This is a genomic window from Amycolatopsis sp. w19 (genome assembly GCF_051373225.1).
Taxonomy (GTDB): domain Bacteria; phylum Actinomycetota; class Actinomycetes; order Mycobacteriales; family Pseudonocardiaceae; genus Amycolatopsis; species Amycolatopsis japonica.
The window spans coordinates 115,714-130,985 of sequence record NZ_JBPQFM010000015.1 but is presented as its reverse complement, the minus strand read 5'-3'; the positions used below and the strand labels follow the sequence as shown (position 1 = coordinate 130,985).

The following is a 15,272-nucleotide window of genomic DNA, read 5'->3' as shown; positions in this document are numbered from 1 at the left end:
CACCTGATCTTCGCCTTTACCAGGCCGCCGTTCGCCGCCGCGACCGGGTCTCGCTCTTGCGCCCGCGAACATGTTGTGGCAAAACACCTTTGCGACACACGGCGTGGCTACTGGATTCGAGCCAGCCTGGTGCATACCGTCCTGCTTCAACGTCGGCAGTTGACATAACTCTCAATCTGAACTTCAGCTCGAGGGTTCGGCACAGGCTCAGCGACCGGCGGGCAGCACGGGCACACACGATCAGGAAGGCGGCCCCGATGACGCCCCCGCACAACTACCTTGCGGTGATCAAGGTCGTCGGTATCGGCGGCGGCGGCGTGAACGCCGTGAACCGCATGATCGAGGTCGGCCTCAAGGGCGTCGAGTTCATCGCGGTGAACACCGACGCGCAGGCACTGCTCATGTCCGACGCCGACGTCAAGCTCGACATCGGCCGGGAACTGACCCGCGGACTCGGTGCCGGCGCCGCCCCCGAGGTGGGGCAGAAGGCCGCCGAGGACCACCGAGAAGAGATCGAAGAGGTCATCAAGGGCGCCGACATGGTGTTCGTGACCGCGGGTGAGGGCGGTGGCACCGGCACCGGTGGCGCGCCGGTCGTCGCCCAGATCGCCCGCAAACTCGGCGCGCTGACCATCGGCGTCGTCACCCGCCCGTTCACCTTCGAGGGCAAGCGCCGCAGCAAGCAGGCCGAAGAGGGCATCCAGCAGCTGCGCAACGAATGCGACACGCTCATCGTGATCCCGAACGACCGGCTGCTGCAGCTGGGCGACATCGGCGTCTCGCTGATGGACGCCTTCCGTTCGGCGGACGAGGTGCTGCTGTCCGGTGTCCAGGGCATCACCGACCTGATCACCACCCCGGGTCTGATCAATCTGGACTTCGCCGACGTCAAGAGCGTCATGTCCGGCGCGGGTTCCGCGCTGATGGGCATCGGCTCGGCGCGCGGCGAGGGCCGGGCGATCCAGGCCGCGGAGAAGGCGATCAACTCGCCGCTGCTGGAAGCGTCGATGGACGGGGCGCACGGCGCGCTGCTGTCGATCGCGGGCGGATCGGACCTCGGCCTGTTCGAGATCAACGAAGCCGCGTCGCTGGTGCAGGAGTCCGCGCACCCCGACGCCAACATCATCTTCGGGACGATCATCGACGACTCGCTCGGCGACGAGGTCCGGGTCACCGTGATCGCGGCCGGTTTCGACGCCGGCACCCCGACCCACAAGAAGCTCGACCCGCCCGCGTTCGGCTCCCGCACGAACTCGACCGCGTCCGCGCAGGCCGGTCAGGTCAACGCCGGCGGGGCGACCCCGGTGCAGAGCCCGCCTTCGGGTGCCACGCCGGTGCCGTCGACCGGGTCGAACGGCTACCCGGTCGCGCCGCCGCGCACGCACACGCCGATGCCGTCCGCCCGCAACGAGGGCAACGGTTCGCTGAGCGGCGGGCTCCCGCAGCCCGGCGGCGGTTCGCGCGGCTACTCGCCGATCGGGTCGAACACGAACCACGGCAGCCTGCCCGGCCGCGCGACCCCGGTGCACGACGACCCGTCGGACGACGAGGTCGACGTGCCGCCGTTCATGCGCCGGTAGTTCGCCAGTACGTTCCGTGAAGGCCTCCTTGACTACAGTCGAGGGGGCCTTCACTCAGGTCTAGGAGGAAAAGCGTGCGGGTACGGCGGGTCGTCACGACACGGGCGGGCGGGGCTTCCCGCGCGCCTTACGACACCTTCAACCTCGGTGATCACGTCGGCGACGACGCGGGCGACGTCTACGCCAACCGCAAGCGCCTCGCCACCGAACTCGGCCTCGCCGAGGACAGGCTGGCCTGGATGGAGCAGGTCCACGGCCGGACCGCGACCGTCGTGGACGGCTCGGAGACCTCCGCCGCCGAAGCGACCGACGCGCTCGTGACGGCCGAGCCCGGCCTCGCGCTCGTGGTGCTCGTCGCCGACTGCGTACCTCTTCTGCTGGCCGACGCCGAAGCCGGTGTCGTCGCCGCCGTCCACGCGGGCCGCGTCGGCGCCAGGGTCGGCGTCGTCCCCGCCGCGGTCGAGGCGATGCGTTCGCTCGGCGCCGAACCCGCCAGGACCGAAGCGCTGCTCGGTCCCGCGATCTGCGGCGACTGCTACGAAGTCCCCGCCGACATGGCCGCCGACGTCGAAAAGCACGTGCCGGGCAGCGCGTGCAAAACCCGCAAGGGCACGCCGGGGCTCGACCTGCGGGCCGGTCTCTGGCGGCAGCTGGCCGACCTCGGCGTCGGCAAGATCGGCGTGGATCCGCGCTGTACCAACGAAGACAAGACGCTCTTCAGCTTCCGCCGCGACGGCACGACGGGCCGGATCGCCGGGATCACGTGGCTGGACGCGTCATGAGTGACACCCGCAAGGGGGAACTCGCCGCTTCCCTCGCCGAAGTGGAAGAGCGGATCGCGGCCGCGTGCGAGTCCGCCGGCCGGGCACGCGACGAGGTCAAACTGCTCGCGGTCACCAAGACCTTCCCGGCGCTCGACGCCGCGCTGCTCGCCGACCTCGGCGCGCTCGACCTCGCCGAGAACCGCGATCAGGAAGCGGGCGCGAAGGCCGAAGAGGTCGCCGGTCTGCGGCCGGACGCCCGGATCCGCTGGCATATGGTCGGCAGCCTGCAGCGGAACAAGGCCAAATCGGTCGTGCGCTGGGCCGACGAGGTCCAGTCCGTCGACTCCGAACGGCTGGCGGAGGCACTCGCGAAAGCGACCAAGTCGGCCCTCGAATCCGGGCAACGCGAGCATCCGCTGGACGTCCTCATTCAAGTAAGTCTCGATGACGATCCGAAGCGCGGGGGCATTCGGTTGAGCGACGTGAGCCATTTGGCGGAGCGGATAGCCCATGTGGGTGATATTCGCCTCCGGGGGCTTATGGCGGTCGCGCCGCTGGGTACTGATCCCGCGGAGGCGTTCGGGAAACTCGCCCGAGCGTCGGAGCGTCTACGGGAAGAACACCCAAATGCCCGTGAGATCTCCGCCGGAATGAGCAATGATCTCGAGCAGGCGATCGCGCACGGGTCGACCTGTGTGCGTGTCGGAACCGCGTTGCTCGGTGGACGCGGTTTAGCCTCGCCTTAGGGAATACCGTCCCGTCGTTACGGGGAGTGGCGGCGAGGGCGGGGGAGTACGTGCGGGACGCGGCTAAGGCTAGGGAGAGGCATGAGCGCGCTGCAGAAGCTGAAGGCCTACTTCGGGATGGTGCCCGCGGACGAAGACGGCTATGACGTCGAGGATGAGTACCGGCGAGGCTACGCCGACGACGAGTACGACTACGACGACGAGCCGCCGGCCCGGTCACGGGGTGGACGTTACCGGGACGAAGTTGACACTTACGACGAGCCCGCACCCCGGCCTCGGTCACGCTCCGTGGCCAGCCCGGAGCCGGCCGTCCACGGAGCGCTGGCGATGGACCGTCAGCCGGAGCCGGTCGCGCGGCTGCGGCCGGTCACCGAGCCGGTGCGTCCTGCGGTGCGTGACCCGTTGAGCCGGATCACGACGCTGCACCCGACGAGCTACGCGGAAGCGCGCGCGATCGGGGAGCACTACCGGGAGGGCATCCCGGTGATCATGAACCTCACGGAGATGGAGAACGCGGACGCGAAGCGTCTCGTCGACTTCGCCGCGGGGCTCGCTTTCGCGTTGCGCGGATCGATGGACAAGGTCACCAACAAGGTGTTCCTTCTCTCACCGCCCGATGTGGATGTCACCGCGGAGGACCGTCGGCGGATTGCCGAAGGCGGATTATTCCTGCGCGGCTGATCACCCGGTGACCGCTGAGCGCAGCCGGATGTGATTTTGTCGACTCATCGGCATCCGCGGCCCGTCAACTGCGTCTTTTGACGTGAGGCATGGCAGAGTGGTTACGTGAATGCTGTGTTGCTGGTCGTCTGGTACGTGCTGTTCGCCTTCTGGCTCCTGCTGACGGCACGGATCGTCGTCGAGCTCGTGCGTGCTTTCGCTCGCGAGTGGCGTCCTGCCGGAGGGGTTGCGGTAACGCTCGAGACCATCTACACAGTGACCGACCCACCGGTTCGTCTGTTCAGACGAATCATCCCGACCGTACGAATCGGCGGCGTCGGACTGGACTTATCGATTATGGTGCTGCTGTTGGTTGTGTTCTTCGCGATGCAGCTGGCAACGCCAGGGTGATTTTCGGGGAAGCCCCGGTGGACCTGCAGGCCATGGAGTGCGTGAGGTGATCTGATGTCGTTGACCCCCGCTGACGTGCATAACGTCGCGTTCAGCAAGCCGCCCATTGGCAAAAGGGGCTACAACGAGGACGAGGTGGACGCGTTCCTCGACCTGGTGGAGACCGAGCTTGCCCGGTTGATCGAGGACAACAACGAGCTGCGGCAGCAGGTCGAGCAGCTCGACAACGAGCTCGAGACCACGCGTGGTGAGCTCGAAAACGCCAAGGCCGGCGCCGTCGGCCCGCCGCCGCAGGTACGCGACGAGCCGTCGCGCCGCCTGGCGCCGGTGCCGCCGCCGCAGTCGGCGATGGAGCAGACCCAGGCCCACTCGATGGTGCCGGACAACGGGGAGCCCAACGTCCAGGCCGCGAAGGTGCTCGGGCTGGCGCAGGAAATGGCCGACCGGCTCACCGCCGAGGCCAAGACCGAGTCGGACGGCATGCTGGCGGAAGCCAGGACCAAGTCCGAGCAGCTGCTGTCGGACGCGCGGTCCAAGTCGGACTCGATGGTGAACGAGGCGCGTACACGTGCCGAGACGATGCTGAACGACGCGCGGACCCGTGCCGAGACCTTGGAGCGCCAGGCGCGCGACAAGGCGACGACCATGGAGCGCGAGGCTCAGCGCAAGTACACCGAGACCATGAACAACATGAACGCGGAGAAGGGCTCGCTGGGCAAGAAGATCGAAGAGCTGCGCACGATCGAGCGGGAGTACCGCACGAGGCTGCGCGGGTTCCTCGAGTCCCAGCTGCGTGAGCTCGACGACCGCGGTTCGGCCGCTCCCGCCTCGGCGTCCTCGTCGAACTCGGGGCAGTCGTCGTCCTCCGGTAGCGGACAGGGTTACTCGTTCGGTCCCCGGGCCGAAGCGGGCTGATCTCTGCCCCGGTTTGTTTCTGCACCGGTTTGTTTCTGCACCGGTTTGTTTCTACACAGTGGAACGGCCTCGGCACTCTCCGGAGGGTCGGGGCCGTTTCCCTGTGCGCTCGTGTTGTAATTCACCGTGCTCTTCATCGTCCTGGTACTGGTACTGGCGGCTCTGGGGCTGCTCGTCGCGGCGCTCATCACCGCGAACTCCCTGTGGGCTTGGATCTCCATCGGTCTCTCCGTCGTCGCGGGGTTGCTGCTCCTCTTCGACCTGCTGCGCCGCCGGAAGAAGCGCGCGGCCGAGGCCCCCGCTGAAGAAGCGGCGGCGGAAGCCCCGGCCGAAGAGGACGAGGCCGCCGAGGGTGAGGAAAAGAAACCCGAGGACGTCGAGCAGACCGTCCTGATGCCCGCCGCGGGTGAACTCGGCGACGCGGAGGACACCCCTGAGCCTCAGCAAAACGGCGACCCCGGCGAGGAGAAGAGCGACCCCGCGGATGTGGCGATCGTCTCCGAACTCGAGATCGAGGTCGTCGTCGTCGACGAGTACCCGCGCTATCACGTGACTTCGTGCGAATGGCTCGAAACCCGGGACACCATCCCGCTCGGCATCGGCGAGGCGCGGCAGCTCGGGTTCACCCCGTGCGCGCTGTGCACCCCCGACGCCGAGATCGCCGGAAAGCACCGCGAGAAGGCCTAGAGCTTCTGCGCCGCTTCGCCGACCACCACGACGTCGGCGGCGATCGTGTCGAGCACCAGGCGCTGTTCCTCGTCCGCGTCCCGGGGCACAGGGATCTCCGCGGCTTCTTCGGTGCCGAGCGTGCGCGCGGCCTCGTCCACGGCGTCCGCCGCTTCGGCCGATCCGGGCCGCAGCAAGAGCGACGACGCCGTGACGGACAGGCCGCGCAAGGCTTCGGCGGCCTTCTCCAGTGCGTCCCGTTGACCGGGCGCGGGTTCCTTCGTGCCCGGCTCCGCCGCGAGCAGACCGTGATGGGCGATGGTGGCGGCGCGGAACTCGCGGCCGAGCGTCCGCGGATCGACGTCCTCGCCGCGTAGTTTCCGGGCCACCGAACCGAGTAGCTCCCGGGTGGCGCCGACGGCGTTCTCGAACCGTTCCGCCGGACCGGGTTTCGGCACCCCGGGGATCGCGGCGAAGCCGAACAGCAACGCGATGACGCCGGCGAGGATCATCAGAAGCAGGTACTCGACGAGGACGTAGCGCGGGTCGAGATGTCTGGTGGTCGCGTTCATGCCGACCGACATCAGGACCATGCAGCCGTTGAACACCGCCGGGCGCGTCTGCATGAACGAGAACCCGCCGAGGAGTGCGACGAGCCCGATCGGCAGCAGGAATCCTTGCGGCAGAAGCCAAAGAACAAGACTCAGGACGACGGCGCCGCCGAGTGAACCGCCGATCCGCTGCCAGGCCTTGCCGAGGCTGTCCCGCCATTCCGGTTGCAGGATGGCGAAGGTGCCGAGCAGGAACGACACGGTGAGCGGGTCGCCGGGCCGGAAACTCGCGACCACCAAGGCCAAACCGACGCCGAGCCCGCAACGGAGCGCGTGCCGGAACTGCGCCGACTGCCAGGAAAACGCGCCGCCCAGCTCGATCCGGCGCAGTTCCTTGCGGAGTCCCTTCGGAACGTCCACACGCGACTCGTCACGTTCGGTCGCCGCGGCCCGGATGGTTTCGAGTGCCTCCCAAAGCGCGGTGACGAGCCTCGCCGTGGCGCCGGGCAGACCGCCGGGTTCGTTGCGCCGCACCGGTTCGACGTCGTTCGGCGCGGCGGGGCTTCGGACGGCTTCGGCCAGCCTGGCGGCTTCTGCCGTGGCGGCGTCGAGCGTTTCGCCGATCTCCTTGCTGTCCAGACGTTTCCGGCGGATCTCCAGCAACCCCGTGGCCGCGCGATACCGGAACAGGCCGCCGAGGACCCCGCCGGTCCAGCGACGGGGCCGATCCGCGAGCCAAAGCCTCGCCGCCCGCACCTGGGTTTCGGAAGTACCCGTCGAGAGCGCGTCGGCCAGCGCGTCACGGGTCGGCTTGGCGGGATCCTTCGCACCCATCAGCACTCGCAACAGGATCACGACCCCCACCGCGACCGCGGGCGCGCCCAGGATCTGCCCGGCCGACGCCGTGCCCGTCAACTGGAAGCCGTACCCGAACAGCGACGCCATCCCGAGCCCCAGCCCGACCGTCACGAACCGCGGCCCGAGCACGGGCACCAGACCGGCGACGACCACGATCGCCACCAGCAGCCCGATCGCCGCCCACTGCGACACCGCGCCCAGCAACCGCGGCACTCCGACCGCGAGGATCAGCGCGGGCGCGAACCACGCCAGCAACCGCAGATCCGCCCAGAGCGGCCCGCCGACCGCCGCGATGAGGCAGAAGAGCGCGGTGAGGGCGGCCAGGACGGCCGCGTTGCCCAGTCCCAAGAGGAACCCGAGCCCGCTGACGCCACCGAGGACGACCAGCAGGACGACGAGGAGTCCGGGCCCTTTCATCGGGCCACGCAGATCGGCATACCGTCAACCTAGAGGCGGTGGCGGGGACGGCAACTCGGGGCCTTGCGTGGTGGGTTGGCGTTGGTCGCGCTCGTGAGTGCAATTCGTGCCTTAAGGCTATCTAGTGCTTAAGGCGCCTTCGTGCCCTTAAAGATGCTTCGCCGCTTTAAGACTCCCTTCGCTGTTGCCATTTTTCGGCAATTCTTCTTGTTGGTCTGTTCGGGCTAGCGCAAGTGTTCGGTTCGGCGTAGCTTTGAGGTCGTGGCCAGCAACGATGCACCTCCAGAGACGCCCATCGAGTGGTGGCGCGTCGATACCGCGACGCTGCATGCCCGCAAACAAGAACTCGAAGTCCTCAAGCGCCGGGCAGATGCGGAGCAGAATGCGATCCTCGCGGAAATCAATTCCCGCGGGGTGCGGGGATGTTCGGGTCATTCGACGCTGATGGGGCTGATACTCGAGGACTTCCTGGTGTCGGACAAGGAAGCCGCCGCCCGCGCCGACCGGGTCCTGGCCCTGCATCCCGGCCCCGCTATCGGCGGGGGCCCCGAACCACCTTTGGCTCCGCTGACGGCCGAGGCTGCTGCGGAGGGTGCGATCGGGGGCAGTCAGATCGACGCCATCATCCGGACCCTGGCCCGTATCCCTTCTTCGGTTCCCGACGAAGACGTGCGAGCGGGAGAGAAAATCCTCGTCGAGCTGGCTCGTCGGGCGGGCCCTCGGCAGATCGCCCGTGCCGGACGTCGCCTGCTGGACGAACTCGACCCCGACGGAAAAGAGCCCCGCAACGAGGATCCGAAAGACACCCGCCCGGAGCGGCGGTTCGTCAAACACCGCGACGGCTCACTCGGCCTCAAGGCCCGGCTTGATCTGGAAACCTATGCTCGGTTGAAGTCCGACCTGGATCCGATGGCCAAACCTCACAAAGCCATCGACGGAATCCGGGACTCCCGCACCCAGGACGAACGCTACGGAGACGCCTTCACCGACTACGTGCGGTTGAAAACCACCAGTCGCAACCTTCCCGGCCAAGCCGGCGAGGCGACCCAGTTTTTGGTCACCATGTCCTACGAGGACCTGATCAACGACCTCGGCGAAGCCCACCTGGATCTGGTCGGGCCGATCAGTGCGACCGACGCCCGAATCCTCGCCTGCGACGCCCGCGTGCGGCCCGGCGTTCTCGGTACCGCAGGCGAACCACTGGACATCGGCCGCTCCAAACGCACCGTGTCATTGGCGCAGAAGTACGCGTTGACCCTCCGCGACGGAGGCTGCGCCTTCCCTGGCTGCGACATGCCGGTGTCCCGGGGCACCGCCCACCACATCGTTTTCTGGCGACACCACGGCGAAACGAAGATCGACAACCTCGTGCTGCTGTGTACCCGGCATCACCGGCTGATCCACCGCAGCGAATGGAAAGTCCAGATCGCCCAGGACGGCCTGCCGGAGTTCACCCCGCCCGCTTACCTCGACTCGACCGGAACGCCAAGGAGGAACACCATGCACCTCAGGGCATAGGCCGAACGCTGTATAACGACCTACACGCTCCCGCTTTCAGAAGCGGCGGATCTGTCGCGCCATGTTCCAGGCAGCACGCGCGACAGCTACAGAATCAGTGACAACGAGGGCGGGTTCGTCGAGCCGTTGGAACAGCAATCCACCCGCGGGCGTCTCCTCCAGCTCGCCCGCGACCAGTGCAAGCGACCGTGTTCCGATCCGGACGTGCACTTCGGCCAAGAGACGCTCTTCGAGGAAACGGATACGTGCTCGACCGAACCGGCAGGCAACTCGGGAAAGGATCGCCAACGATAGATCCCGTTTCCCCGGCCGCCGTCCAGTCAAGCCTGAAGCCAATACGGCTGCAGGCAAGGGCCTTCGGGATCGGCGAAGTGCGGCCCATGGCCGCATTATCGCCGAAACTGTCGGTCACTCACGGCACACTGCCGCCGTGACCATCACGCGGCCTCAATCCTGGGTCGAATCCCTCGGCGGCCCGCTCATCGTCGTACCCGTTTCCGTCTTGGCGCACTGGAAGGGAAGCCTTGAAGGAGGTGAGGACGACTACGACCGCGCCTGTGCGGTGAACGCGCTCGCGGGCACGCTCCCCATCGGCGGGGCGACGGGCCTGGTCCTCGGCGACGAACCCGCCGCCACCTGTTACCTCCCGGAGCACCGCGCGTTCCTTCGCTGGCTCGCCGCCGACTCCGACGACGAGTTGCGCACCGAGGCCGAGCGGATCCTCGCCGATCCCGTCACGCTGTGGGAGGACTGCGGCAGCTGGGAGACCGACGGGCCCGCGATCCTCATGGACTCGGTGACGGCAGGCGCGGAACTGGGCAGCGAATATCCCGCCGGCGGGAAGCCGCAGCAGGAGTACGTCGATATCGAAAGGGGGAGTTTCGCGATCAGGGCCGTCCACGCCCGAGGTGTCGGCCTGGTGCAGATGACCGGGTGACAACCCGGTTGCCCCCGCGCGCTACCCTTGAATCAACTGGCACCGATCCGGCCATCACCGGGGAGCCTCCGGAAGAACAGGGCCCACACCCTCAGTAGAACCGGACGGGTACGGCCCGTCACAGCCGTCGAATGAGCGGCCCAGCCGGAACACCAACCGGCCGGGCAAGCGGGGTGGTACCGCGGAACGCGCCGGAAACGGCCGTCTCGTCCCCGTGTGGGTGAAAGCCCGTACGAGAGACGAACCGCGAGGAGCACCGAAGTTGTATCCCAAGGCACAGCTGGACGGCGAGACCGGCGTCCCGTCCCAGCCTTCGTTCCCCGAGTCGGAAAAGCGCGTCCTCGCGTACTGGGAAGCCGATCGGACCTTCCAGGCGTCGATCGACGCCCGCGACCCCGGCGTCAACGGTTCGAACGAGTACGTCTTCTACGACGGTCCGCCGTTCGCCAACGGTCTCCCGCACTACGGTCACCTGCTCACCGGGTACGTGAAGGACCTGGTGCCGCGTTACCAGACCATGAAGGGCAAGCGCGTCGAGCGCCGCTTCGGATGGGACACCCACGGCCTGCCCGCCGAACTCGAGGCCATGCGCCAGCTCGGGATCACCGAGAAGTCCGAGATCGACGCGATGGGCATCGACGTCTTCAACGAGGCGTGCCGCGAGTCCGTGCTGCGCTACACCGGCGAATGGCAGGACTACGTCACCCGCCAGGCCCGCTGGGTCGACTTCGACAACGACTACAAGACGCTCGACCTGTCCTACATGGAGTCGGTCATCTGGGCGTTCAAACAGCTGTGGGACAAGGGCCTGGTCTACGAGGGCTACCGCGTCCTGCCCTACTGCTGGCGCGACGAGACCCCGCTGTCCAACCACGAGCTGCGGATGGACGACGACGTCTACGCCAGCCGCCAGGACCCGGCCGTCACGGTCGGTTTCCGCTTGGAGGGCAACGACAACGAGCTCGACGGCACCTACCTGCTGATCTGGACAACGACCCCGTGGACGCTGCCGTCCAACCTCGCGACCGCCGTGCACCCGGACGTGCGTTACGTCGTGGTGGAAAGCGAAGGCAAGCGGTTCCTGCTCGCCGAAGCGCGCGTCGCCTCGTACGCCCGCGAGCTCGGCGAAGAGCCGGCCGTCGTCGGGCACTACACCGGCACCGAGCTGCTCGGAACCCGTTACGCCCCACCGTTCCCGTACTTCGCCGGGCACGAGAACGCGCACCGCGTGCTCTCCGCGGACTACGTCACCACCGAGGACGGCACCGGTGTCGTCCACATCGCGCCCGCCTACGGTGAAGAGGACAAGGTCGTCACCGACGCGGCGGGCATCGTCCCGGTCACGCCGGTGGACGCGCAGGGCAAGTTCGACGCGACCGTCTCGGACTACGCGGGCCAGCAGGTGTTCGACGCCAACCCGAACATCATCAAGGACCTCAAGAACGGCACCGGTTCCGCCGGCCGTCAGGGCGCGGTGCTGCTGCGCCACGAGACCTACGAGCACCCGTACCCGCACTGCTGGCGCTGCCGGAACCCGCTGATCTACCGTGCCGTCTCGTCGTGGTTCGTCGCGGTGACCGAGTTCAAGGACCGGATGGTCGAGCTGAACCAGCAGATCACCTGGTACCCGGAGAACGTCAAGGACGGCCAGTTCGGCAAGTGGCTGGAGAACGCCCGCGACTGGTCGGTCTCCCGCAACCGGTACTTCGGCACGCCGATCCCGGTGTGGCAGTCGGACGACCCGGCGTACCCGCGCACGGACGTCTACGGCTCCCTCGACGAACTCGAGCGCGACTTCGGCGTGCGCCTGGAAAACCTGCACCGGCCGTTCATCGACGAGCTGACCCGGCCCAACCCGGACGACCCGACCGGGAAGTCCACCATGCGCCGGATCGAGGACGTGTTCGACGTCTGGTTCGACTCGGGTTCGATGCCGTACGCGCAGGTGCACTACCCGTTCGAGAACACCGAGTGGTTCGAGCACCACTACCCGGGCGACTTCATCGTCGAGTACATCGGGCAGACGCGCGGCTGGTTCTACCTGCTGCACGTGCTGGCGACCGCGTTGTTCGACCGGCCGGCGTTCCGCACCTGCATCTCGCACGGGATCGTGCTCGGCTCGGACGGCCAGAAGATGTCCAAGTCGCTGCGCAACTACCCGGACGTCAACGAGGTCTTCGACCGCGACGGCTCCGACGCGATGCGCTGGTACCTGATGGCGAGCCCGATCCTGCGCGGCGGGAACCTGGTCGTCACCGACAAGGGCATCCGCGACGCCGTCCGCCAGGCCGTGCTGCCGTTGTGGAACTCGTACTACTTCCTCGCGCTCTACGCGAACGCCGAGGGCGTGGAAGGCAAGTGGCGCACGGATTCGAAGCACATCCTCGACCGGTATGTGCTGGCGAAGACGCACGAACTGGTGACCGACGTCGAGCACGCGCTCGACACCTACGACGTCGCCGGTGCCTGCTCGACCGTCCGCGACTTCCTCGAGGTGCTGACGAACTGGTACGTGCGCCGGTCGCGCGACCGGTTCTGGGCGGGCGAGCAGGACGCGATCGACACCCTGCACACCGTGCTGGAAGTGACGTCGCGGGTGGTGGCGCCGCTGCTGCCGCTGACCACGGAGGTCGTCTGGCGCGGGCTGACCGGCGGCCGTTCGGTGCATCTGGCCGACTGGCCGAACGCGCTCGACCTGCCCGCCGACGCGGCGCTGGTGACGGCGATGGACCGGGTGCGCCAGGTGGCGTCTTCGGCGCTGTCGCTGCGGAAGTCGAACAAGCTGCGCGTGCGGCTGCCGCTGGCCAAGCTGGTCGTCGCCGCGCACGAGGCGGACTCGCTGCGCGACTTCACCGACATCCTGCGCGACGAGGTCAACGTCAAATCCGTCGAGCTGACCACGGACGTCGCCGCGCACGGCGGTTTCGAGGTCGCGGTGAACGCCCGTGCCGCCGGACCGCGGCTGGGCAAGGACGTCCAGACGGTGATCAAGGCCGTCAAGGCCGGTGAGTGGACGACGTCCGAGAGCGGCGCCGTCGTGGCGGCCGGGATCGAGCTCGTCGAAGGCGAGTACGACCGGCGTCTGGTCGCCAAGGGCGGCGGCGCGGCCGCGGAACTGCCGGGCGGGGCCGGACTGGTGCTGCTCGACACCGAGGTGACCGACGAGCTGGCGGCCGAGGGCCTGGCCCGCGACCTGGTGCGGGTCGTGCAGCAGGCCCGCCGTGACGCCGGGCTCGACGTCGCCGACCGCATCGCGCTGACGGTGGACGCGCCGGAGGACGTGGTCACGGCCGCGAAGACGCACGAGGAGTTCATCGCTTCGGAGACGCTGGCGACTTCGGTGGCGTACGGCGCCGTCGCCGTCGCCGACGGCTCGGCCGGGACGGTCGGTGAGGGCACGAAGGTGACCGTGGCGGTCACCAAGGCCTGACCCTCGCGAGCGCTATGAAAGGTCCTTTCCTTGCAAAATTTGCGAGGAAAGGACCTTTCATTGCATTCCGGGGCGGGGTCTCGATCACCGGGATCACGAAACGGAATCGGAACCGTCGCTTTCTCGCCGTCGCCCCGCCTTGCGCGGGGGAAATCGGCAGGCTGGCGCCCGGGGGCGCGCGAGGGTGCGCGCCGTATGGGGGGAGAGCGAATCCATGAGTCCTGCCCGGAAAAGAGGGATCCTGATCGGCGCCGCGCTGGCGGTGGTCGCCATCGTGGTGGCCGCGGTGGTGCTGCTGGTCAGGGAGGACCGGGCGCCCGCGGCCTCCGGCGGTGGTCAGGGGGATTCCACCGAGAGCGCGCAGGAAAGCCCGGCGCAGGTCGCCGGCCGGTTCCTGCGGTTGTTCGACATGGGCGACCTGAACACCGCCCCGGTCGACGACCCGGCGGCGGCCACGACGGCCCTGTCCGGGACGCGCGCGGCGCTCAACGGGGCGTCGGTCAGGACGTCGCTCGGCGAGGTCCCGACGACGCCGGGCAACGCGACCACGACGTCGGCCACGTTCCACGTCGCGTGGACGTTCGCGGGCACCAGCGTCTGGAAGTACGAGGGCAAGCTCGAACTGGTGCGCAACGCCGGGAAATGGGTGGTCCGCTGGGCGATGTCGGTGATCCACCCGAAACTCGAAGCCGGGCAGAGGCTTTCCGTCGCTCCTGTTTCGGCCAAGCCGGTCGTGGCCGACCGCGACGGCAAGGCGCTTGTCGGCGGTGACGCGACGGGGGTCGCGCCGATCCTGCAGGGAGCGTTGTCCAAGGTCGCCTCCGGGGAGAGCAGCGGCGCCGGAGCGACCGTCACCGTGTCGCGCGTCGACGTCTCCGGCAAACCGGTCGAGACGCTCTTCGGGCAGGCCGCCGAGACCGACAAGCCGCTGGTTTCGACCTTGAGCGTGGCGTCCCAGAACGCCGCTCAGAAGGCCGTCGACGGCTTCGGGGGACCGGCGATCATCGTCGCGATGAAGACCTCGGGCGAACTCCTGGCGGTCGCGCAGAACGGCGCCGCCGGGAACCAGCCGAAGGCGCTCAACGGCCTGTACTCGCCGGGTTCGGCCTTCAAGATCGCCACGGCGACCGCGGCGCTGCAGCAGGGTGGCGTCTCCGCCGACTCCCAGGTGGCGTGCCCGGGCAGTGAGCAGATCGGCACCCGCACGCTCAAGAACGACAACGGGTTCGACCTGGGGACCGTCTCGTTGAAGACGGCGTTCGCCGCGTCGTGCAACACGACCTTCGGACGGCTCGCCGGGCAGTTGCCCGCGGACGGCCTCGCGAAGGCGGCGACGCAGCTCGGCCTCAACGCCGACTTCGAAATCCCGGGCCTGTCGACGGAGGCCGGGAAGGTGGAGCCGTCGGGCAGCGGTGACGAGCAGGTCGAGGCCGGGATCGGCCAGGGCAGGGTGCAGGTCAGCCCGCTGGGCGCGGCGCTCATGGCCGCGACGGTCGCGACCGGAAAGCCGGTCGTGCCGAAGCTGTGGCAGGGGCTGGAGACCAAGGTCAACGCCGGGTACCAGGCTCCGCCTGCCGGGGTGCTGAACCAGGTCCGCGCGATGATGCGCGAGGTCTGCACGACGGGGACCGCGAAAGCGTTGAAGGGCAGCGGAGCCGTCTTCGGCAAGACGGGTACGGCGCAGTTCGGCTCGGGCGCCGACGCCAACGGCTGGTTCGTCGGCTATCGCGGTGACGTCGCCTTCGCCGTCATGCTCGAAGGTTCCAACGACTCCAAGCCCGCGGTGCAGCTGGCGGCGAAGTTCCTGGCGGGCTGACGC

At 68.3% G+C, this 15,272-nt stretch carries 13 protein-coding genes; 11 read left to right on the top strand and 2 right to left on the bottom strand.

Annotated features, from left to right (window positions below):
* The first annotated feature begins 257 nt into the window (after positions 1 to 257).
* From ftsZ to ACSMFO_RS26870, 7 genes are all read left to right on the top strand, one after another.
* On the top strand, positions 258 to 1,580 hold the full coding sequence (gene ftsZ / locus ACSMFO_RS26900; protein WP_016335933.1) for a cell division protein FtsZ: 1,323 nt from the start codon (positions 258 to 260) through the stop codon (positions 1,578 to 1,580).
* A 74-nt stretch (positions 1,581 to 1,654) separates the two neighbouring features.
* Positions 1,655 to 2,362: a peptidoglycan editing factor PgeF gene (gene pgeF / locus ACSMFO_RS26895; RefSeq protein ID WP_038510440.1), complete on the top strand. Its 708-nt coding sequence runs from the start codon at positions 1,655 to 1,657 to the stop codon at positions 2,360 to 2,362.
* On the top strand, positions 2,359 to 3,090 hold the full coding sequence (locus ACSMFO_RS26890) for a YggS family pyridoxal phosphate-dependent enzyme (protein ID WP_436460945.1): 732 nt from the start codon (positions 2,359 to 2,361) through the stop codon (positions 3,088 to 3,090). The genes pgeF and ACSMFO_RS26890 overlap by 4 nt, the downstream gene beginning before the upstream one ends.
* Positions 3,091 to 3,171: 81 nt before the next feature.
* The gene (locus ACSMFO_RS26885) at positions 3,172 to 3,771 is read left to right on the top strand and encodes a cell division protein SepF (protein ID WP_037344908.1); all 600 of its coding nucleotides are present in this window, start codon (positions 3,172 to 3,174) and stop codon (positions 3,769 to 3,771) included.
* 114 nt (positions 3,772 to 3,885) lie between these two features.
* Complete coding sequence (locus tag ACSMFO_RS26880; protein WP_005155180.1) at positions 3,886 to 4,161, top strand: YggT family protein; 276 nt, start codon at positions 3,886 to 3,888, stop codon at positions 4,159 to 4,161.
* Between the two features lie 54 nt (positions 4,162 to 4,215).
* On the top strand, positions 4,216 to 5,076 hold the full coding sequence (gene wag31, locus ACSMFO_RS26875) for a DivIVA-like cell division protein Wag31 (protein ID WP_037344910.1): 861 nt from the start codon (positions 4,216 to 4,218) through the stop codon (positions 5,074 to 5,076).
* Positions 5,077 to 5,202: 126 nt separating this feature from the next.
* A complete protein-coding gene (locus ACSMFO_RS26870; RefSeq protein ID WP_436460944.1) occupies positions 5,203 to 5,763 on the top strand; it encodes a hypothetical protein in 561 nt (186 codons plus the stop codon).
* On the opposite strand, the gene ACSMFO_RS26865 is transcribed toward ACSMFO_RS26870, so the two are convergent.
* Complete coding sequence (locus tag ACSMFO_RS26865; protein WP_436460943.1) at positions 5,760 to 7,568, bottom strand: FUSC family protein; 1,809 nt, start codon at positions 7,566 to 7,568, stop codon at positions 5,760 to 5,762. The two genes, ACSMFO_RS26870 and ACSMFO_RS26865, sit on opposite strands and share 4 nt — an antisense overlap.
* A 261-nt stretch (positions 7,569 to 7,829) precedes the next feature.
* On the opposite strand from ACSMFO_RS26865, the gene ACSMFO_RS26860 reads away from it, so the two are divergent.
* Positions 7,830 to 9,086, top strand: a complete 1,257-nt coding sequence (locus ACSMFO_RS26860) for a DUF222 domain-containing protein (RefSeq protein WP_436460942.1) — start codon at positions 7,830 to 7,832, stop codon at positions 9,084 to 9,086.
* Positions 9,087 to 9,122: 36 nt separating this feature from the next.
* Here ACSMFO_RS26860 and ACSMFO_RS26855 read toward each other — a convergent pair whose 3' ends face one another.
* Positions 9,123 to 9,374, bottom strand: a complete 252-nt coding sequence (locus ACSMFO_RS26855) for a hypothetical protein (RefSeq protein WP_436460941.1) — start codon at positions 9,372 to 9,374, stop codon at positions 9,123 to 9,125.
* Between the two features lie 142 nt (positions 9,375 to 9,516).
* Between ACSMFO_RS26855 and ACSMFO_RS26850 the strand changes: the two genes are divergently transcribed.
* The 3 genes from ACSMFO_RS26850 (at position 9,517) to ACSMFO_RS26840 (ending at position 15,269) form a co-directional block, all read left to right on the top strand.
* Entirely contained in the window at positions 9,517 to 10,023 is a 507-nt protein-coding gene (locus tag ACSMFO_RS26850; protein WP_436460940.1) for an Imm21 family immunity protein, read from the top strand.
* 262 nt (positions 10,024 to 10,285) lie between these two features.
* Positions 10,286 to 13,453: an isoleucine--tRNA ligase gene (gene ileS, locus ACSMFO_RS26845; protein WP_436460939.1), complete on the top strand. Its 3,168-nt coding sequence runs from the start codon at positions 10,286 to 10,288 to the stop codon at positions 13,451 to 13,453.
* A gap of 214 nt (positions 13,454 to 13,667) precedes the next feature.
* Positions 13,668 to 15,269 (top strand): penicillin-binding transpeptidase domain-containing protein, encoded by a 1,602-nt coding sequence (locus tag ACSMFO_RS26840; protein ID WP_038510457.1) that lies wholly within the window; start codon positions 13,668 to 13,670, stop codon positions 15,267 to 15,269.
* Positions 15,270 to 15,272: the final 3 nt, after the last annotated feature.